The 19005-nt window shown below is 72.4% G+C and carries 18 protein-coding genes; 2 read left to right on the forward strand and 16 right to left on the reverse strand.

Features of this window, described 5'->3' with window-relative positions; genetic code table 11:
- Positions 1-154 precede the first annotated feature (154 nt).
- The gene (locus ACFT4A_RS29405; protein WP_382835744.1) at positions 155-772 is read left to right on the forward strand and encodes an RNA polymerase sigma factor; all 618 of its coding nucleotides are present in this window, start codon (positions 155-157) and stop codon (positions 770-772) included.
- A 197-nt stretch (positions 773-969) separates the two neighbouring features.
- Positions 970-1509: a hypothetical protein gene (locus ACFT4A_RS29410; protein WP_382835747.1), complete on the forward strand. Its 540-nt coding sequence runs from the start codon at positions 970-972 to the stop codon at positions 1507-1509.
- Positions 1510-1539: 30 nt separating this feature from the next.
- Here ACFT4A_RS29410 and ACFT4A_RS29415 read toward each other — a convergent pair whose 3' ends face one another.
- From ACFT4A_RS29415 to ACFT4A_RS29490, 16 genes are all read right to left on the reverse strand, one after another.
- Complete coding sequence (locus ACFT4A_RS29415) at positions 1540-2514, reverse strand: ScbA/BarX family gamma-butyrolactone biosynthesis protein (protein WP_382835750.1); 975 nt, start codon at positions 2512-2514, stop codon at positions 1540-1542.
- A gap of 941 nt (positions 2515-3455) precedes the next feature.
- Positions 3456-3932: a flavin reductase family protein gene (locus ACFT4A_RS29420; protein WP_382835752.1), complete on the reverse strand. Its 477-nt coding sequence runs from the start codon at positions 3930-3932 to the stop codon at positions 3456-3458.
- A gap of 123 nt (positions 3933-4055) precedes the next feature.
- Entirely contained in the window at positions 4056-5165 is a 1110-nt protein-coding gene (locus ACFT4A_RS29425; protein ID WP_215119158.1) for an LLM class flavin-dependent oxidoreductase, read from the reverse strand.
- A gap of 58 nt (positions 5166-5223) precedes the next feature.
- Positions 5224-6489 carry an ATP-grasp domain-containing protein gene (locus ACFT4A_RS29430; RefSeq protein ID WP_382835755.1) on the reverse strand — a complete coding sequence of 422 codons (1266 nt, stop codon included), beginning with the start codon at positions 6487-6489 and terminating at the stop codon, positions 5224-5226.
- Complete coding sequence (locus ACFT4A_RS29435; protein WP_382835758.1) at positions 6486-7823, reverse strand: PLP-dependent aminotransferase family protein; 1338 nt, start codon at positions 7821-7823, stop codon at positions 6486-6488. Before ACFT4A_RS29435 ends, ACFT4A_RS29430 begins: the two co-directional genes overlap by 4 nt.
- A 67-nt stretch (positions 7824-7890) precedes the next feature.
- Positions 7891-8196: a YciI family protein gene (locus tag ACFT4A_RS29440; protein ID WP_382835760.1), complete on the reverse strand. Its 306-nt coding sequence runs from the start codon at positions 8194-8196 to the stop codon at positions 7891-7893.
- A 47-nt stretch (positions 8197-8243) separates the two neighbouring features.
- Positions 8244-8999, reverse strand: a complete 756-nt coding sequence (locus ACFT4A_RS29445; protein ID WP_382835763.1) for an SDR family NAD(P)-dependent oxidoreductase — start codon at positions 8997-8999, stop codon at positions 8244-8246.
- 30 nt (positions 9000-9029) lie between these two features.
- Positions 9030-10289 (reverse strand): MFS transporter, encoded by a 1260-nt coding sequence (locus ACFT4A_RS29450; RefSeq protein ID WP_382835765.1) that lies wholly within the window; start codon positions 10287-10289, stop codon positions 9030-9032.
- Positions 10289-11641: an IS701 family transposase gene (locus ACFT4A_RS29455; RefSeq protein ID WP_382835768.1), complete on the reverse strand. Its 1353-nt coding sequence runs from the start codon at positions 11639-11641 to the stop codon at positions 10289-10291. The genes ACFT4A_RS29450 and ACFT4A_RS29455 overlap by 1 nt, the downstream gene beginning before the upstream one ends.
- 155 nt (positions 11642-11796) lie before the next feature.
- A complete protein-coding gene (locus tag ACFT4A_RS29460; RefSeq protein WP_382835771.1) occupies positions 11797-13032 on the reverse strand; it encodes a hypothetical protein in 1236 nt (411 codons plus the stop codon).
- Positions 13029-13916 carry an FAH family protein gene (locus tag ACFT4A_RS29465; protein ID WP_382835773.1) on the reverse strand — a complete coding sequence of 296 codons (888 nt, stop codon included), beginning with the start codon at positions 13914-13916 and terminating at the stop codon, positions 13029-13031. Before ACFT4A_RS29465 ends, ACFT4A_RS29460 begins: the two co-directional genes overlap by 4 nt.
- A gap of 73 nt (positions 13917-13989) precedes the next feature.
- Entirely contained in the window at positions 13990-15135 is a 1146-nt protein-coding gene (locus ACFT4A_RS29470; RefSeq protein WP_382835775.1) for an enolase C-terminal domain-like protein, read from the reverse strand.
- Positions 15125-16006, reverse strand: coding sequence for an alpha/beta hydrolase (locus ACFT4A_RS29475; RefSeq protein ID WP_382835778.1), 882 nt, complete (start codon positions 16004-16006; stop codon positions 15125-15127). Before ACFT4A_RS29475 ends, ACFT4A_RS29470 begins: the two co-directional genes overlap by 11 nt.
- Before the next feature lie 42 nt (positions 16007-16048).
- A complete protein-coding gene (locus ACFT4A_RS29480; protein WP_382835781.1) occupies positions 16049-17722 on the reverse strand; it encodes a GH3 auxin-responsive promoter family protein in 1674 nt (557 codons plus the stop codon).
- 135 nt (positions 17723-17857) lie between these two features.
- The gene (locus ACFT4A_RS29485) at positions 17858-18055 is read right to left on the reverse strand and encodes a hypothetical protein (protein ID WP_382835784.1); all 198 of its coding nucleotides are present in this window, start codon (positions 18053-18055) and stop codon (positions 17858-17860) included.
- Positions 18052-18738: a hypothetical protein gene (locus tag ACFT4A_RS29490; RefSeq protein ID WP_382835787.1), complete on the reverse strand. Its 687-nt coding sequence runs from the start codon at positions 18736-18738 to the stop codon at positions 18052-18054. The genes ACFT4A_RS29485 and ACFT4A_RS29490 overlap by 4 nt, the downstream gene beginning before the upstream one ends.
- Positions 18739-19005: the final 267 nt, after the last annotated feature.

Below are 19005 nucleotides of genomic sequence, written 5' to 3' on the forward strand. Positions count from 1 at the left end.
GCCGGCGCTCCCGAGGACGGCGGGTCGGGATGACCCGAACGGTGGTCGGCCGCCGGGCGCCTGACGCGCTGTGACACTTCCGCCCGCACCGGCGCTGATCACCGTGGGGGCGTGGTACGGGAGGGCGCGCACTCGGTACGGACGGGGACGGTACGTGGGTCAGGGAGCGGCGCCCCGGCGCATGCGGGCGTACGACGGGGAACTGGGCGCGGCCGTCGCGCGGGCCCAGCAGGGAGACGAGGCGGCCTTCGCGGTCGCCTACCGGCTCGTGCAGCCCGGCCTGCTCGGCTATCTGCGCGGCCTGGTCGGGGACGACGCGGAGGACGTGGCGTCCGACGCCTGGCTGGAGATAGCCCGGGACCTGGGGCGGTTCCAGGGCGACGGGCCCGGTTTCCGCGGCTGGACGGCGACCATCGCCCGGCACCGGGCGCTGGATCATCTGCGCCGGCAGCGGGTACGGCCCCGGCCGGCCGTGCTGGAACAGGACGTCCTGGACCTGCCCGGGCCGCACAGCACGCACGACCAGGCGCTGGAGGGACTCTCCACCGAGCACGCCCTGGAGCTGGTCCGCGGGCTGCCTCGCGACCAGGCCGAGGCCGTGCTGCTGCGAGTCGTGGTCGGCCTCGACGGCCCGGCCGCCGCGCGCGTCCTGGGCAAGCGGCCGGGCGCGGTGCGCACGGCCGCGTACCGGGGGCTGAGGCGCCTCGCCCGGCAGTTGGGCGCGGAGGGTGTGACGGATGAGGCTCCCCGGACGCTGGGGGAGTCGACGTGAACGATGCTCAGCTTCTCCGGCGGGGGCGGCGGGGTCGACGGGTCCGCGCGGTCGTTCCGTCCTGAACAGGCCGGACGCGCGGCACGTACTGGTGGCCCGGCGGCCGTGCGGGCGAGCGGATCGAGCAGGAACCGAGCAGGAACCGAGCAGGAACCGAGCAGGAACCGAGCAGGACTCGAGCAGGAACGGAATCGGACATGGGTGAACGGCAGAACGGCGGCGGGCTTCCCGGCCGTCGTTCCCGCCCCGCCCTTCCCGACGCCGACGTCAAGGCGCTGATCGTCGCCTCCCTCGTCCGGGACGGGGTCGACCCCGAGGCCGAGCGGCGGGCCGTGGCCGCGTTCCGGGCCGCTCGGGACGCCGGGGCCCACCGCGGCCGCGCCCGCCGCGGGGACGACCGGGGGCCCGGGGGACGGGGCCACCCGTTGCCGCCGTCCCTGCGGACGATGCTCTCCGTGCTGTTCGCCGGTCTGCTGCTGGTCGGTGTCGCCATGGGGGTGATCGGCGCGACGGGTTTCCCGGCGGACGACGGCTCCGCACGCCCGGCCCCCGCCCCGGCCACCGAGGACGACTGCCGCGACTACCAGGAGATCGGAGGAAACGGCCAGGGCGTGGACGAGACGGTCTGGCAGCGTCTCGTGGCGGCGGCGGGCGGCGAGCGGAACGTCACGGCCTACTGCACGGCACAGCTGGCCGAGCCGAAGCCGGGCGGGAACGACGGCGACCCGACGCCCTAGAAGTGTCCGGAAGATCCTTCCAGTCCTCCTTCAGTCGCACAGGCTCGCCACCACGAGGCTGTCGAAGGCGAGTCGGCCGGACTGCCACGCGGTGACCCGGAGCGCGGCGTCCTCGTTCGCGTCCTGCGCGGGGAGCCTGGTCGCGGAGATGCGGCAGGGGAGGTCCAGGGTCAGGGGGAAGTGGAAGGCGCTGCGCAGTTCCACGGGGAGGACGCGGTACGGGGCGCAGGCCGCCTGTACGGCCTGGCGGGCGGCCTCCAGGAGCACCATGCCGGGGATCTCGTGGGTGGGGTGGTCGAAGAGCACCGGGTGGCCGGGGTCGATCCGCAGGTCCCAGTTCAGGCTCCGGCGGGCGGCGGCGGAGCGGGGGACGCCGAGGACGACGTCGCGTTCGTCGAGGCGGCCCACGATCGCGGGCGGCACGGGGTCGGGCAGGGGCGGGTACCCGCCGCCCTCCCCTGCGGCGGGGTCCCGGGGGGCGGAGGTGCGCAGTGTCAGCCGTCCCGCGCCGGCGAAGTCATCGCCGCGCAGGAGGTCGGCCTCCAGGGTGAGTGCGGTCGGGGGGCCGTGGCGGTGCGTGGTGCCCCGGACGGCTGTGGCCGCGGCCTCCAGGCGCATCTCGGCGGGGCGGGTGCCGAGCAGGATGACACCCGGCACGACCTCGAACTCCAGTTCGGCGATGGTGAAGTGATGGTCCGCCGGGACGCCGTAGTACGTCTGGCCGACCAGGACGGAGGCCTGCCGTAGCGACTCCGCTGTGAGCAGGGGGTCGTACCAGGCACCCGCGATGGGGGCGTAGAAGTGGTGCCCGCGCGGCCACTGCGCGCCCAGCCGGAACGCGTCGGGGCCCAGCCGCCGCCAGTCGGTGATCAGCACCTCGGCCACGGCACTGCGGTCGACGAGGTGACGCGGGGCGGTCCGGACGAAGCGGAGGTCGGCCTCCGGCCCGGCATCCGGCGGCAGGGGGAGGGTGAGCGCCTCGGGTATCGGATCGGTGTGGGACACGCGGTTGCCTTTCTCATGGGCGTCGACGCGACGAACGCGTCCCGGGGCGGGTCCCGGGCGGGGCCAGGTCCGGGGCAGGGCGGAGTGTCGGAGTCGGATCCCGGGGGCGGGTCGGGGCCCCGGGTGGGCGGACCCGTGCAAGAGGGCTCGGGCCCCCTGACGGGCGGGTCCAGGTCCCGGGCCGGGCGGACCGTCACGTCGGGCTGGGCCCCACACCGGGCCGAGGACGCCGGTGGCCTCGGATCGGCGAGTGGCGGGAGGGGAGGGTAGGTGCGGGTGCGGGTGCGGGTGCGGGTGGTGGCGGGTGGTGAGCGACGGGGTGCCGCGTCCTGCCTGGCGGCCTGGCCGGTACAACGGCCGTGCCCGGTGCCGGAACGGGACCCGTAGCCATGGCCAGGGCTGTGCCCGCGGATGGGATCCGGGGGCCTGTGCTGGGCCCGTGTCTCTACGGACTCGGTGCCCGTGCGGGGTTCGGTGCCTGTGCTGGGCTCGGTGTCCCTGCGGACTCGGCGTCCGGCCGGCCCGGTGCCCGTGTCGGCTCGGTGTCCGTGGGGGATCCGGTGCCTGTGCTGGGCCTGGTGCCTGTCGTGACTGGGTGCTTGTGCTGGCTCGGTGTCCCCGCGGACTCGGTGCCTGGCCGTCCCGGTGCCCGTGCGGGGTTCGGTGCCCGTGCGGGATTTGGTGCTTGTGCTGGCCTGGCGTCCCTGCGGACTCGGTGTCCGGCCGGGTCGGCGCCCGTGTGTGACTCGGTGCTCGTGTCGGCCCGGTGCCCTTGCTGGGCCCGTGTCCCTGTGGGCTCGGTGTCCGGCCGGCTCGGTGCCCCGTGCGGGGCTCGGTGCCCGTGTCGGCCCGGTGCCCCCGCAGGACTTGGTGCCTGTGCCGGGCCGGTGATCGAGGGAGTGGTGGCGGGGTGCCGTCGGGACGTATCCGGAGGGGGCGGGTCAGGCCGCTGCCAGGGCTGTGAAGCGGCCTGCGTGGAAGACCAGGGGGCCCGCCTGGGCCGTCAGGGCGCCTTCCAGGGCCTCGGCGATGACCAGTTCGTGGTCGCCCGCCGGATGGACCGTGGAGATACGGCAGTCCAGCCAGCCGAGACCGTCGGCGGGGATGGGGTGCCCGGCCCGGGTCGTGGACCATGCGCCCGATGCGAAGCGGTCGGCGCCCTTGGTGCTGAACAGGCGGCACAGCTCCGCGTGCTGGTCGCCGAGGATCGTGACCGCGAAGGAGCCGGCCTCGCGGATCGCCGGCCAGGTCGAGGAGGTGTCCGCGGCGCACAGGGCGACCAGCGGCGGGTCGAGGGAGACGGAGGTGAAGGAGTTGACCGCCATGCCCTTGGGGCCTTCGGCCGTGTCGGCGGTGACCAGTACCACTCCCGTGGTGAACCGGCCGAGTATGTCGCGGAACGAGCGTTGCTCCAGCATGAGTTCTTTCCGATCGGGTGGGACGCACGGCCGGGCCGACGGAACGGCCCGACCTCGCGTGACATGACGTGACATACGGCGGGCTCGGCGAGGACGCCGCCTCGCACCAGGTGCTGCGGCGCGCTACTTCTTCCGGCTGGCGATCGCGAAGTCCACGGCCTCCTGCGGCCGGGCCGCCGAGCCGTTGATGCGGGGAGCGACATGACGGGCCAGCAGCTCCATGCTGCGGTTGGTCTTCTCCCAGGACGTCCAGTCGGCGACGTAGACGAGCAGCGTGCCGAAGCCGCCGGTGATCTCGTGCAGCCGCTCGATGCCGGCGACCACGTCGTCCACCGAGCCGACGAGCGCGCCGCCCGCCTCGACCCGGGCCTCCAGCGCCTTCTCGCGCGGCACGTCGGGGCTGAGGACCTCACGGCCGGCCGCCTTGCCGAAGTACTCGAACAGCCAGCGGTCGTAGCCCTCGCGGACGTCCGCGAACGCCTCCTCGCGGGTCTCGGCCACGTGCACCGGCAGCGCGATGCGCCACTTGTCGCGGTCCAGGGTCTGCCCGTGCTCGGCGGCGGCCTCCTCCGCGTACTTCCACTGGTGGGCCAGGTTGATGTGCGCGGGGGCGCCCGGCGTGAGGAGGGCGAAGGGCAGCGCGAACGAGGTCATGCTCAGCCCGTACTGGCCGATCAGGCGCGGGCTGGACTGCGAGGTGCCGGACGTCGCGACCGCGACCTCGATGCCCTGCGGGCTGAAGCGCGGCAGCTGGAGCTTGGCGTCGCGCAGGTCGAACCAGTCCGTCTGCTGGGTGATCCGCTCGTCGCCGTTGACCAGCTCCAGGACCGTCGGCAGGGCCTCCTCCAGACGGCGGCGCTGCACCGGCTGCTCCAGGCCGAACATCTTCGCGTCGAAGGGCACGCCCGGGCCGACGCCCAGGATGTACCGGCCGCGGGTGAGGTGGTCGAGGTGGACCGCCCGGCTCGCCACGTGGAAGGGGTGGTGGCCGGAGAGCGGTACGACGCCGTGGGCCAGCTTGATCTGGGTGGTGCGCTGGGACGCGGCGGCTATCAGCGTCTCGGGCGCACCGACCAGGCCCCAGCCCAGCGTGTGGTGCTCGCCGAACCACGCCTCGTCGAAGTTGAGGTCGTCGACGTACTCGACGAGGTCCAGGTTGCGGCGGATCGCGAGGTGCGGGTCCTGGCCGGTCTCGTGGACGGGGGACAGGAAGAGACCGATACGGCTGTGCATGACAGACCTCCGGGAAGCAAGTAGAGAGAACAAAGGCAGGGCAGGGAGTGGGTGGGGGTCAGGCGACCCGGTACACGGCGTCCTTGAGCGCGCGGACCTTCTCGTAGCCGGCCGTCAGGGCCGACTCGTCCGGCGCCGTGAGGAACACCCGCATCGAACTGGTCAGCAGGTCGACCGTGGGCCTGATCCGGGCGCCGGGCGCGTACTTGACCGTCGCGAGGAAGACGCTCTCCAGGCCGCGGATCTCCGCCACGGCCGTCTCGTCGACGCTGTCGACGACACCGTCGAGCTCGGTCGGGGCGTTGTAGACGACGGCGGGCTGAAGCCTCGTGTACGTCCGGCCGGCGTACTCGGCGCGGAACGCGTCGGGCCGGGTGTACGCCTGCGCGGTGAGCGCCGCCTGGTTGTGGCCGAGGCACACGTCGTGGAAGGGGGCGTTGATGTTGCCGTTGAGGCGGGTGCCGATCTCGACCAGGACGGGGCCCTCGTCGGTGACGATGACCTCGGCGTGGGCCGGCCCCCAGGCGACGCCGAGGGCGGCGAGGACCTCGTCGACGTACGCGGTGAGTTCGGCGACCACCGGGTTGTCGTACGGGTCGGCGAGGAGGTCGCGGTTGTAGATGTTCTTGCCGGACGGCAGCAGCGTCTTCTCGTACTCCCAGACCCCGCAGACGTACCGCTCGCCGCCGCGGCTGACCGTGTCGACGATGTACTCGGTGCCCTTGAGGTAGGACTGCACGAGGATCTCGGTGTTGGCGAGGCCGAACATGTTCGGGGCGTCGAGGACGGTCCGGGCGGCGGAGCGGACCGCGTCGGGGCCGTCGCAGACGAAGACGCCGTCGGAGGCCGCCGAGCTCAGCGGTTTGACGACCACCGGGTAACTGCCGTGCTCCTCGGCCCAGCCGACCGCCGCGTCCGGGTCGTCGGTCTTGAGCTGCCGCGCGCAGCGCACCCCGGCGCGGCGCAGCGTCTCGATCATCTCGTACTTGTCGCGGCGGGCCGGTGACAGTGCCGAGCCGTTGGAGGGGACGCCGACCGCCTCGCTCAGCCGGTCGGCGAGCGGTACGGACGACTCCTGGCCGGCGATCACGCACACCGGGTCGAGGGCGCGCAGCCGCTCGACGAGGGCGCTCTCGTCGCCGTGGCCGGGGATGTTCTCCCGGTAGGCGGTGAGGTCCGGCGGCGCCATCGCCGGGATCAGCTCCGGGGTGGACTGGACGTGGACGACGTCCGTGCCGTACGCGGCGAAGGCGGCGGGGTAGAAGTTGCCGGCGGAGTAGCCGTCGACGATCACCGCCACGGGGCGCGTGGGCGTGCTGCTCATGAGGTGGCCTCCGGTTCGGGCGTGGACTCGGCCTCGATGAAGCGGGCCAGGCGGGCGATGCCCTCGCGGATCGCGGCGGGCGTGAGGTTGCTGAAGCCGAGGCGCAGGGCGCGTTCGCCGCTGCCGTCGAGGTGGAACATGCTCATCGGCGCCCAGCTGACGGCGTAGTCGCGGGCCGACCGTTCCATGGCGACGAGGTCGGCCTCGAAGGGCACCTCGACGACCAGGAAGAAGCCGCCGCGCGGCCGGTTCCAGCGCACGCCGTGCTCGGCGTACCGCTCGGGCGGGAAGTGCTCGGCGAGGGCGTCGAGGGTGGCGGCGAGCCGCTCCTGGTAGACGGCGGCCAGATCGCGGGTGGCGGAGCGCAGGTCGTAGCCGGCGTCGACGAGGATGCCGCCGATCGCGGCCTGGGAGAGCGAGGACGAGCCGACCGTGAACATCGCCTTGGCCTTGGAGAGCTCCTGGGCGAGGGTGCGCCGGGTGCCGTCCTCGCCGACGACCTCCCGGTCACCGACCAGATAGCCGAGGCGGGCGCCCGGGAACGCGGACTTGGCGAAGGAGCCGAGGTAGACGACGTCACCGCGGGTGTCCAGCGCCTTGAGCGTCGGCAGCCGCTCCTCGTCGTCCGCGAACAGCCCGTACGGGTTGTCCTCCAGGATGGTGAACCCTTCCTCGGCGGCCAGCTCGAGCAGCCGCCGCCGGGCCTCCAGGGGGACGACCGTGCCGGACGGGTTGGAGAAGTCCGGGACCAGGTAGAGCGCGGTGGGCCGCTTGCCCTCGGCGCGCACGGCGCGCACGGCGGCGGCCACGGCCTCCGGTTCGAGGCCGTTGGGCCCCTCGGTGATGCCCTTGACCGGAATGTCCAGCATGCGGGCGGCGCCGCGGATCCCGACGTACGCCGGCGACACGGACAGCAGGACGTCGTCGGGCGAGCGGAACAGGCCCCGCAGGGCGACGAGCGCCGCCTCCTGGAAGCCGTGCGTGATCATGATCGCCTCGGGCGCGACATCGATGTCCTCGTCCTTGGCGAGCATCCGGGCGACCTCTTCCTGGATGAACCCGTTGACGGGTCCGTACTGGAAGTGCAGCCGGGTGACGCGCTGCTCGGGCACCCCCTGCTCCCGCAGGTGCGCGATGTACCGGTCGACGTAGTACGAGAGCTTCGTGAGGTCGTGCGTACCGTCGTGGGGCGCCCCCGACGAGAACGACAGCGCCTCGGGGAACTTCATCGCCGTCTCGCTGAGCAGCCGCATCGAGTCCATGCCCGGGTCGACGATCCCGGCGTGCAGGGCTTCCCGGCGCAGCGGGGCGGGGGTTTGCTGAACTGGCGTCACGAGCACGTCAGTCGGTCCTTTCGGGGGAGGCTTTCTTCATTACGGGGAGGGTGGCGAAGCCCCGGGCTCAGGCCGCGGTCTTCTCCGCCGCCGCGGCGGCCCAGGTGCCCTTGCCCGGCGCCCACTGCCGGATACGGACCCGGCAGACGATGCCGCCCTTGACGTAGGGCTCGGCGTCCAGGACCTCCTGGAGGCGGTCGCGGTCCTCGGCCTCGTAGACCAGCAGGCCGCCGTTGGTGTCCTTGAGCGGTCCGGCCAGCAGCAGGACGCCGCTGTCGGTGAGGGACCGCAGATACTCGGTGTGGGCGGGGTGCAGATGCTCCCGGCCCGCACGGTCGACGTTGTACTCGAACTCGACGACGAACTTCGCCATGGATGCCTCCGGTGTCACTGGGCGTGGGGACGGTGTGCGGGCGGGACTCACATGTAGATGCCGCCGTTGATGTCGATGACGGACCCGGTCGAGTAGCCGGCGCTCTCGGAGCAGAGGTGCAGCACACTGCCGACGGCCTCGGCGACGGTGCCGTAGCGGCCCATCGGCAGCTTGGCCAGGAGGGCCTGCCGCTGCTCCGGGTCCCGCCGCTCCAACGCCCCGGCGACCCGCTCGGTGGCGATGGGCCCGTGGGCGACGACGTTGACGACGACCCCGGTCGGGGCCAGCTCGAACGCCAGCTGCTTGGTCATGCCGATGACGGCGGCCTTGGCGGCGACGTACGCGGCGTTGTTGAAGCGGCTGTAGGTACGGCCGCCCGCCGAGGCGAAGTTGACGATGCGGCCGTAGCCGTCGGCGGCCATGCGCGGGGCGCACACCTTGACCGCGATCCAGCTGCTGACCACGTTCTCCAGGAAGGACTCGTCGAAGTGGTCGGTGGTGAGGTCGGCGTAGCCGATCACGCGGGTGTCGCCGCCGACGCCGTTGACGAGGATGGACGGGGCGAACCGGTCGACGATGTCGGTCAACTGGCGTTCCGCCGCCGGGATGTCGGTGATGTCACCGACGACCGTCTCGACCTTGGTGATCCGTCCCAGCTCCTCGGCGAGCCGGCCGACGGCCTCGGCGTCCCGGTCGAACAGGACCAGCGTGTGGCCCTCCTCGGCGAGCTCGCGGGAGACCTCCTTGAGGATGCCGCCGGCGGCGCCGACGAGGAGCGCGGTGCGGGGGGTGGGTGCGGGCATGGTGGGTCACCTTGTCTCTCGGGTCAGGGGTTACGGGGTGGTTGCGCGGGCGGTGCCGACGGACTCGGTGTCGGGGTCGGAGGGGGAGTCGGGGTCGGAGTCGTGCTTGGTCACGAACCCGGCCAGCCGGGGCAGCAGGGCGAAGCCGGCCGTCACCGCGAGCCCGAGGCCGAGGACGGACATCCACAGCGCCTCGTAGCCGTGGGAGTGGGCGAGGGCGAGTCCGGCGGGGCTGCCGACGACGAACGCCGCGTTCCAGGCGAAGAAGTACGAGCCCTGGTAGGTGCCGCTGCGTCCGGCCGGGGCCCGGTCGGCGATGAAGGTGGCGGACATCGGGGCCCACAGCACCTCGCCGAGCGTCCATACGACGGTGGCGATCGTGAAGGAGACCATGCCGCCGGCGAGGGCGTTGCCGCCGAAGCCGAGGGCCATGAACACGGCCGCCAGGATCAGCGGGACGTGGGCGCGCAGCCCGCCGACCAGCCGGGGCACGAGCGGGAGCAGCAGCACGGACAGCACGGCGTTGACGGCGAGGACGAAGCCGATGTCCCCGGTGCTCAGCCCGCTGGCCCGCATGTCGAGCGGCAACGCGGAGTTGACCTGGAGGTAGATGCAGGCCAGCAGGAAGGTCAGGAGGAGGAAGGCGACCAGGACGGGGGTCCGGAAGGGTTCGGCGATCCCGCGTGCGGCCGACTTGAGGGCCGCAGCGGCCCCGGCGGGCCGGTCGGTGTCCCGCACGGGCTGCGGATCGGCGGGCACCGCGAAGACGAGGGCCGCGTAGACGAGGCTGGAGGCCGCCCAGACGACGAAGAGGGCACCGGGGCTGACCTCGAGCAGGAAACCGGAGAAGACGGGGCTCAGCGACATGCCGATGTTGAAGCCGACGAGGAAGAGGCTGTACGCCTTCGAGAACTGCTCCTGCGGAACGATCGCGGAGATCAGCCCGGCCCCGGCCGGCCGGTCGACGGACGACAGGAACCCGGTGATCAGCGACAGCGCGCACAGGGCGACGACGTTCTCGGCGACGGCGAAGAGCAGAGCCATCGCGGCGGTGACCGGCTGGGCGGCGACGATGGTGCGACGCGGCCCGATCAGATCGGCGACCGCCCCTCCCACCAGCCCGGACAGCACGACACCGGCGCCGAAGAGCCCGACGACGAGCGGGGTCGTACCCGGGGCGACGAGCCCGTCCTGCTCCATGTAGAGCACGAGAAAGGCAGGGGCGAGCGTCCCGAGCCGGCTGACGGTCTGCCCGAACCACAACAACCAGAACGCTTTGGGGAGGGCCATCAGGATTCCGTTCGTATCGGGGTGAGGAGGGGGCGCGAGAGGGGCGTGGGGGATGGGGGCGGGATCGCGAGGGTGCGTGTGGTGGGCGCCGGAGCTGCTGGGGCACGCCCGGGTGCGGTGAGCGCCCGTGCCGGAACCCCGGCACCGCGCCCCGGGGCCGTACCGGCCCGTCCTCCGGTCGTCGCAGTACGTGCCCGGTGCGGTGGGCGGGCGGTGCGTGGCCGGTGTGTCGCGTGGGCCGGGTCGGCGGGCCGCGTCGGGGCGGCGGAGCCGAGCGTGCTGTAGGCGAAGGCGGCGGAGACCAGGGTCTTGTGGTGGTGCCAGCCGGCGTACGAGCGCCCCTCGAAGGCGCGCAGACCGAAGTCGTCGGCCAGCCGCTCCACCGTGTCGACGGCACTCGTGTGCAGCCTGGCCAGCGCCGACACCTCGCGCGGCGACCTGTCCACGAGGTCCGTGAGCCAGATCCGTCCGCCGTCGGACTCACCGATCAACCGGAGGGCGACGGGGATGCCGGGGAGGCGGACCACCCCCGTCGCCACTCGGGCCGGGTGGGCCGCGAGGAGGCTCCGCGCGGACACGGCACCGACGCCGGCACCGGCACGGGAGCCGGGCCCGCCGAGAGCCGCACGGTCCGGGTGCACCACCAGGTCATCGGGTACGGCCACGACGAACCGCCGCCCCCGGCCGATGAGCCCGCCCACCAGCGCGGCGTGGTCCGCGAACCCGACCAGGTCGGCGACCACCGGCACCCCGCCCGAGCCGCTCCCCTCCCGAGTCCCCACCGCGTCGACCAGGTCCAGTGCCAGGGCATCGGCCGAACCCGCGGCTGGACCCGGACCCGCGTCCTCGGCCCACCGCCCGGGCAGCAGCAACCGCCAGTCGACCGGCGCCGTCCCCTGCTCCACCGCGAGGAACGCCCCGACGCCGACCTGGCAGTTGACGGTACGTCCGTCCTGCGGGACGAAGCGGCGGTGCACTCCGCAGGAGCGCTCACCCCGCTTGGGCAGCACCGCCGTGGCGATGACCAGGGCACGCGGCCGGGACCGCCGTACGACCCAGTCGGCCAGGCGGGCGCGGACCGGCTCCCAGTCCCAGGGGCTGGCGTTGACGAACTGGTGCAGGGCCTGGGCCGCCGTGGCGGAGTCCGAGGCGGAGGACGCGAGCCGGCGTACCGTCTTGCGGCCCGGCGTCGTCAGCAGGCCTCGTGTGTAGACATGGGCCCATCTGCGCTGGTCGGCACGGGGCAGCCGTTCGAAGATCTCCGCGATGAAGGCATCGAAGGCGCCTGAGGAGGAGCGGCGTGCGGAGGATCCGCTCCGCCCGGTGGCCACGCTGGAAAACGCCCTCACCATGACGCGTTCCCTTCCTCTGGACTGGTCGCACTGGGCGGGCCCCGCCGGTTCGAACGAAGCCTGCCCTCAAAAAATAGAGAACGAACTCTTTGTTTTCAATCGAAGGGACCATCTTCAACTACGACTTTGAGGAGTCCGCGCCCCCGCAGGGCCTCTCACCTGCGGTTGTGCAAAAGCATGGCGTCACTCAACTCCCGCTCCGCCGCAGCCGCCCACGGCCCGCCGACGGCCAGTCCCACCGTCAACGCCCCCTTGAACGACGACAGATGCAGCGCGCCGTCGAGCGCCCCGTCGCCCCGAGCCGCCACGGTCCGGAACCCCGTGACCCGCCCCGCGTGCGGCCCGAGCGCGGTGTCCACCGAACCGGCGTCGGTCACCCGCAGCTCCGGCCCGCCGCCCCCCGCCGTCTCCCGTTCCACGGCCCGGCGGATCGCGGTGTGCGCCCGCCGCTCCGGACGCCAGTCCCGCCCGGCCGAGCACAGCACCTCCGCGTGACCCCGGGCCCGGCCCACGAGGTCGCCCCCCGCGCCCACGGCGTCCCGACCGGCGCCGCCCGCCCGCAGCCGCGCCCGCACCAGCCCCAGCACACACCCTGGTTCGCTGATCAGCGCCCGCTCGGCGTACCGCCGGCGCAGGGACACCGCCCTGGCGACCGTGACCTCCCGGCGGCCGCTCTCCCGGGCGAACGCGTCGGCCAGCACGGTCGCGAGGAACCCGCTGACCGTCAACCGCCGCGCACCGCACCAGTCACGCAGCCGCCGGGTCTCGTACGGGCCGATGGCGAGGGTCACACCCCCGTCGCTCTCACGCACCACCCCGGTCGACCGCCCGCGCCCCGGTCCCGGCCCGGCTTCTCCGCCGTACGACGTCACGGCCCGCCGCGCCGGCCCCGGCACGCACAGCCCGCACACCCCACCGCTCTCGTACGTCAGCTCGTCGGTGTCCGGCGGCAGCTCCTCCGCTCCGGCACAGGCACCCGGAACGCCGAACAGGGCGTCCAGCAACGGCCGTACGAGACGCCCCACGGAGTGGCCGTCGCAGATGGCGGGGTGAAGGCTGAGGGAGAAACGTGTCGCCCCCTCCGCAGCCCGCCCGACCCGCAGCCCCCACAGCCGCTCACCCGTCGACGGCGCGGCCGACGTCCCCTGCCGGAACCACAGTCCCTCGCCCCCGGTGTCCTCGATCCGCAGCGACAGCAGCGGCAGCCTCCTCAGCCACAGCTCCACGGCCGCCTCCACCCGCTCCGGCGAGAACACGCCGTTCATCGTGAAGGAGGTGGTGAGCCCGCCCCTGCCGCGTGTCAGCGCATGGGTGTACGCGAACGTCGCCTCCGTGTCACTGAGCCTGCGCACCCGGTCGACCGGCGTACGCTCCCGCTCGCCGCCGCTCACGGTCCCTCGTGCGCGGCGGCCGCGAGAGTCGGCGAGGCACATCGCACGGTGTTCGACAGGGTGACCCCGTGGCTCGTGAAGTCCAGGGTGACGCGGTCGCGGTCGGCCATCCGGAAGCCGTCGTGGAAGCTGCTGCGGTCGGCGCCGATGTAGGCGTAGTGCACCCGGCCGGGGGCCAGCAGGGCGTCGTAGGAGAACAGTTCGGACATGATGGCGTCGAGCCCGTAGTGCAGGGCCTTGGTGCCGGTGGTGAACTCGCCCCGCCAGCACGGCTCGCCGTCCCGCTCGATGGTGACGTGCCCGGTGACATGGCGCGGCGGTTCGTCGAGGAAGAGCCAGGGCGCCACGGCCGCGTCGCACAGCTTGGCGTACGAGAGGTGCCCGCGGTGGCGGCGGAAGCGGCCGATGTCGGTGAGGTCGTTGCCGAAGGTGTAGCCGACGTACCGGGGAGTGCCCTCCGCGTCCGTGACGTAGACCAGGACGACCTCCGCCTCCTCGGTCAGCGCGACGGACCCGGCCGGTGCGCGCAACGCCTCCCCCGAGGTCCTCAGTACATCGCCGAGGCCCTTGAGGAACCAGTTCGGCTGGGACGGGGTGTCCGCGTCCACCTTGACGTTGTGGGTCTGCATGAAGCCGCCGACGACGGCGTCACCCAGGTGGTCGGGCAGCAGCGGCGGGCGGAAGGACACGCTGTCGCGTTCGCTCGCGGGAACGGTCACCGTCTCGGAGGAGGCGAGGAGCACGGCGACGTCACCGCCCTCGGCGAGCAGCTTCCCCAGGTCCAGGTTCCTGAGCGGTGTGAGGCTCAACGGCTGGTCGGCCTTGGGCAGTCCGAAGCCGAAGTAACGGCCGCCCCGGTACGTGCATTCGAACAGAATGGTCATGATGTTCCCGCCTTTCGGGCATGGGTGTGTGGTGGGGAGGTGTGTCGGTGATGTGCGCGTGGGAAGGGCCGGCTCAGAAGTCCCGCACGGCCCAGCGCTCCGCGCTCGCGGCGAGGTCCATGCCCCAGCCGGTGCCGTCCGCCGGCGCCAGCGTGTTCGTGTGGCGGTCGACGGCCGGGGGCGGGGCGACGATCATCTCCGGGAAGAAGCGGTCGGACTGCCCGGCCTCGACGGTGAGCGCGTCCGGGTGGCCGAAGGCCAGGGCCCGGCCGGAGTTGATGAGCGGGCCCACCTCGGCGACCTGGACGCCGAACTGGTAGCGGACGCCGTTCTCCCGGGCGTAGGCGACGAGTCCGGCGGCCGGCAGCGGCCCCCCGTTCTTCGACACCCGGATGTTGAAGGCGTCGCAGGCCCCGGACTCGACCGCCGTACGGGCGTCCCGGGCCGTGCACACCGACTCGTCCAGCATGATCCGCAGCCCGCCGTCCTGGCGCAGCGCGCGCAGCGCCTCCCACGAGCCCTTGGGCAGCGGTTCCTCCACGTAGTCGACGCCGGCCTCGCGCAGCCGGTGGGCGTGGTCGACCGAGTTCTCGGGTGTCCAGCACATGTTGGCGTCGACCATGACCGGTACGTCGTCGCCGAGCTTGTCGCGGATCGTCCGGACGGTACGGGCGTCGTGCTCGATGTCGTCCGACGCCTTGATCTTCACGAAGTGGAAGGGGCCCCGGGTGGCGAGGAACTCCTCGGCGTCCAGGCTGAGGTCGAGCACCTGCGAGACGGGCAGTGAGCGGCGCCCCTCGTCGGTCCCGCCCGGCAACAGCTCCCGTCCGCCCACCCCCGTCCGGCGCCCCAGCCAGTCGAGGACCGCCGTCTCCAGCAGGCAGAGCAGGTTGTTGCCGCCGTCGATCCCGAAGGTCCGCGCGAAGCCGTCCCGGTGGAGCAGCCCCAGCAGTTCCCGCGGGTCGCGGCCGGTCAGCAGCGCGAACAACGCGTCGAAGTCGACCTGTTCGAGCGCCGTGCGCACACTCGCGGTGGTCTCCCCGGTGACGTACGAGCGGGGCGCGCACTCGCCGATGCCGTCCACGCCGTCGGCCGAGAGCCTCAGGACCAGGCTGTCGGACGTACGCCGCCGGGCGGCCGGATGGTCGAACGGTGTCCGCATGGGGAGCTCGACGTGGTACAGCCGGGCCCGTCCGGACCCGCCGGCCTCAGGCGCCACGGTTCACCCCCTGGAGCAGGGTGTACGTCGACGTCCAGTCGACCAGGCCGGCGCTGACGTCGGTGTAGAAGAGGTAGTGCTTGTCGGTGGGGAACTTCATGATCGAGCCGCGCCCGGAGACCAGGTCCTGGAAGACGGAGTGCGCGGCGTCGAGGTCCACGATCGGGTCGGTCATCCCGGAGACGAAGGTCGCGGCGGGGACCGTCGGGCTCAGGCGTCCGCGCGTCAGATACAGCCGCTCCAGTTCCAGCAGCACCGCCCGCGACCGCCGCGTCAACTGCCGTACCGCCAGGTCGTCGTGGTCGATGAAGTGCTGGTACTTGACCTCGTCGGTGAAGTCGCCGGCCCGCAGCCCCGCGTCCCACAACTCCTCGCTCCTGCTCGCCGCGACGGCCTCGCGTGCCTCCGGGTCGAGGGTCGCGTGCATCCGGCCGAGCCAGGACGAGCAGAACACGGCCGCGTCGTACGAGGTGGTGAACCCCTCGTACGCCATCAGGGCCGCCAGGAAGGAGCCGCCGAGGCAGTGCCCGAACAGGGACAGGGGTACGGCGTCTCCGATCATCTCCCGGACGAACGCGACGCCCTTCGCGTAGTCGCCGAGGACGGTGTCGACGTCCGGTATCTCGTGCCGCGGCCCGGGGCTGATGCCGCTGCCGCGCCGGTCGAGGACGAAGAACGCGATGTCGTTGTCGGCGAACTGCGGGCCCACTTCCCACAGCCATCCGGCGTGGCTCTGCAGTCCGTGGAAGTAGAAGACGGCTCCCTTGATCTGCTCCGGCCGCCACACGTGCAGGGCGAGCCGGGTGTCGCCGCAGGGCAGGTCGATGATCTCGCGGCGGGTGTTCTGCGGGGGCCTGAGGGTCTCGAGCATGGTCAACTCTCCTTGATCGGCACTGCGTGGGTGAGGGGCGGTTCAGTCGGCGAGGATCGCGTCGACGAAGTCGATGTCCTTCTGGAACGGCTTGTACTTGTACTGAGTGGCGTTGCCCTGCTGCCGCCGGGATTCGACGTACGCGGCGATCGCGCCCTGCGCCACGGTCCGCACCTGGAGCGCGGAGAGCCGTCCGCTGTCCCGCTTCGAGGCGTACTCGATGTTGATGACGGACAGTTCGCGGTCGATCGCGGCGGACAGCACCCGGTCGAGGTCCGCTCCGGGTTCCGGTACCTCGACGACGACGGTGTAGGACGGCGGCTCGTCCCAGCGGGGGCCGCACATGTACAGCCCGGTGTCGAGCCCGCTGCCTTCGAGGCCCTGCCGGATGGCCTGGGTGACCTGGCCCTCGGTGATCTTCTCGCCGGTGAAGGAGTGGAAGACGCCGTCGCGGTGGGTGAAGTGGACCCAGGGGGTGCCGTCCGCGATCCGGTCCACGCGGTAGATGTCACCGGTCCACAGCCGGTAGAGGCCGTTCCCCTGGGACATGATCAGGTGGTAGTCGCGGCCCGCCTCGACCTCGTCGTACAGCAGCGTCTCGACCTTCTCGCCGGCGTCGAGGAGGGCGCCGAGCGGTACGTCGGCGGGGACGAACTCGAAGTAGGCCTGGCTGACGGCGAGCGGCTGGCTCTCCAGGGTGTCGTCCACGGGGATGGTGGTGACGCCCTCGGTCCCGCAGCTCATGAACGGCAGCTTGGCGACACCGGGCAGCACGGCGTCCAGGCGTGGCCGGTACAGCTCGGCGGACGCCGACAGCCAGCAGCTGTACAGCGTCAGCGACGGCCAGAGGTCCACGAGGCTGAACTCGCCCTTGGCCAGGACCTGTTCGAGGTGCAGCGCGGCCTTCTCGTCGGGCTCGGTCCACGGCTTGCCCTGGAGGGTGCCCTCTCTGAGGTCGCGCACCAGCTCGGCGCCGTGGTCGGCGATCAGGTCGCGCAGCGAGACGAGGGTGCTGGGGTTGATCGCCGAGATGTAGTGCAGGTCCTTGCCGACGAGGTGCCGTACGCGGTGGTACATCCGCCCGGCGTGGCTGGTGGGCGTGTCGGGGCCGAACCAGGGCGACTCGTACCACGGCGGGTTCCAGTCCCGGCTGTTGATCTGCGGGTGCCGGTTGCTGATCGCCTGGTGCTCGACGCCGTGCACGAAGTCGTACACGTCCTCGCGGACGGTCTGGGTGTCGAGGGTGGCGAAGGGGTGGGCGAGGATCTCGGGGTGGTGTTCCAGGTAGGTGCCCCACATCGCCTTCATCGCGGGGATGCGGTACTTGAGCAGCCAGTGCAGTGTGTACGGGACGCGCTTGGGGGTGCCCGTCGTCCCGCTGGTCTTGAGCCAGCGCAGTACGGGGCTGCACGACAGGATGCCGCCCTTGGTGTGGGTCTCCCGGTCGATCTGCTCGACGAAGTCGTTGTAGCGCATGATCGGCAGCACCGCCCGGAAGGTGTCCGGGGCGGCGGCGACGGCGTCGTACCCCTTCTCCTTCCAGTGCAGCGAGGCGGTCCCGATGTCGATCAGGTCGTCGAGGACACGGGCCTGGGCGGTGCCGGGGTCCTTCAGATCGGCGAGCAGGCTCTCACGGGCCCGGAAGCACTCCTCGACGAAGGGGTCGCGCCGGTCCTGCCAGTGCTGCTGCCACTGCGATGTGCCGTGCGTCTCCATGGCTGTCTCTCCTCAAGAGCTGTGCCGGCGGCCTGTTTTCGGGCATGCCGAAGGGCCGCGCGGCGGTGGCCGAACGGTGGGGTGGGTGCTGTGGGTGGGGAGGTCTCTAAGGGTGGGGCTTCGAGGGGCGGGGAGTTACGCTCCGCTCTCCCCGGCCGCCGCGAGCGCGGCCAGCTCGTTCAGGTCGTACAGGGCCTGGCGCTTGGTCCCGTACCGGGTGATCTTGCCGCGGTTGGCCCACTGGCGGATCGTGCCCTCGCGGACGCCGAGGGCGAGGGCGGCGAGCGAGGTGGGGACGCGTTTGCCGCGCGGGGCGCGCAGGTCGTCGTTCATGCCGACTCCTTGGTCTCGAGCGTCGATTGACGATGGTTCATCAGTAGCCACTGGCGTGGCGTGAGCACATGCCCCGCGCCGCACATCGGTCCGCGCAGCACCAGCTCGTCGCCGCCGCGCCCGGGGAGCGACACCTCGGCGTCGCAGTCCGGCTCCACACACCGGCCGAGCGGTACGAGGTCGGGCTTGGGCGGCGCGACCACGAGCCGCAGGGCGGTGGCGGTGCGGGCGATCTCGTCGGCCGCCGGGCCCGCGGCGGGGTGGGCGGCCAGGAAGTCGATGTGCCGGCCGAGGAAGACGGCCAGCTCGGGGACGGACCGCTCCGGCGGGGCTCCGGCGGCCGGGTCCTCGTCCAGGACGAGCCGGGTCCAGGAGGCCAGTCGTACGACGGCGTCGTGCCGGGCGTCCAGCGCCGCGTCGCTCACGGGCGGCGTGTCCGGACGGTGGCCCGTGACCCGGGCGAGGCCTCCCTGCCGGGCGGGGAGCACGAGCCGCTGCTCGCTCTCGTGGTGGAGCGCGGGCAGGGCGGTCAGATCGGCCGCGAGGGCGCGTTTGCAGGGACCGCAGAGCCGGGCACCGGGCGCGGCGGGTCTGCGTCGCAGACTGTCGGAGCGAGCCGCACGGCGGCAGCGGCTCGACGCGCACTGCTCCGGGCGGGGACGCGAGGGGATCGGGTCGGCCATGGTCACTGGTCGCCTCACCTTCAGGAGACAAGGAGATGCGGGGAAACGGGGAGCCCCGGAAAACAAAAAAGCGCCGCTCGACGGCGACGCGATGGCAGTGCGAAGGCTCCTGGAAGTGGGCAGACTGCCTCGCGAAAGAGTGTTACACGTCTGCCTTGTGGGCCGCAAGAGGCCACCGGAAAATTTCCAACAAGTCTGTATCGCCTGGCAGTTGGCCGCCCACAGACGACAGGTGCCGTCCGCCCCGGCACCTGTCTCTTATACACA

Origin of the sequence: Streptomyces sp. NPDC057099 (genome assembly GCF_042671245.1) — a bacterium.
Taxonomy (GTDB): Bacteria; Actinomycetota; Actinomycetes; order Streptomycetales; family Streptomycetaceae; genus Streptomyces; species Streptomyces purpurascens.

Excerpts from the sequence above, each read along its gene's own strand:
- ACFT4A_RS29410 (WP_382835747.1), top strand. The coding sequence starts at position 970 with ATGGGTGAACGGCAGAACGGCGGCGGGCTTCCCGGCCGTCGTTCCCGC.
- ACFT4A_RS29420 (WP_382835752.1), bottom strand. The coding sequence starts at position 3,932 with ATGCTGGAGCAACGCTCGTTCCGCGACATACTCGGCCGGTTCACCACG.
- ACFT4A_RS29425 (WP_215119158.1), bottom strand. The coding sequence starts at position 5,165 with ATGCACAGCCGTATCGGTCTCTTCCTGTCCCCCGTCCACGAGACCGGC.
- ACFT4A_RS29430 (WP_382835755.1), bottom strand. The coding sequence starts at position 6,489 with ATGAGCAGCACGCCCACGCGCCCCGTGGCGGTGATCGTCGACGGCTAC.
- ACFT4A_RS29440 (WP_382835760.1), bottom strand. The coding sequence starts at position 8,196 with ATGGCGAAGTTCGTCGTCGAGTTCGAGTACAACGTCGACCGTGCGGGC.
- ACFT4A_RS29445 (WP_382835763.1), bottom strand. The coding sequence starts at position 8,999 with ATGCCCGCACCCACCCCCCGCACCGCGCTCCTCGTCGGCGCCGCCGGC.
- ACFT4A_RS29450 (WP_382835765.1), bottom strand. The coding sequence starts at position 10,289 with ATGGCCCTCCCCAAAGCGTTCTGGTTGTTGTGGTTCGGGCAGACCGTC.
- ACFT4A_RS29455 (WP_382835768.1), bottom strand. The coding sequence starts at position 11,641 with ATGGTGAGGGCGTTTTCCAGCGTGGCCACCGGGCGGAGCGGATCCTCC.
- ACFT4A_RS29465 (WP_382835773.1), bottom strand. The coding sequence starts at position 13,916 with ATGACCATTCTGTTCGAATGCACGTACCGGGGCGGCCGTTACTTCGGC.
- ACFT4A_RS29475 (WP_382835778.1), bottom strand. The coding sequence starts at position 16,006 with ATGCTCGAGACCCTCAGGCCCCCGCAGAACACCCGCCGCGAGATCATC.
- ACFT4A_RS29480 (WP_382835781.1), bottom strand. The coding sequence starts at position 17,722 with ATGGAGACGCACGGCACATCGCAGTGGCAGCAGCACTGGCAGGACCGG.
- ACFT4A_RS29485 (WP_382835784.1), bottom strand. The coding sequence starts at position 18,055 with ATGAACGACGACCTGCGCGCCCCGCGCGGCAAACGCGTCCCCACCTCG.
- ACFT4A_RS29490 (WP_382835787.1), bottom strand. The coding sequence starts at position 18,738 with ATGGCCGACCCGATCCCCTCGCGTCCCCGCCCGGAGCAGTGCGCGTCG.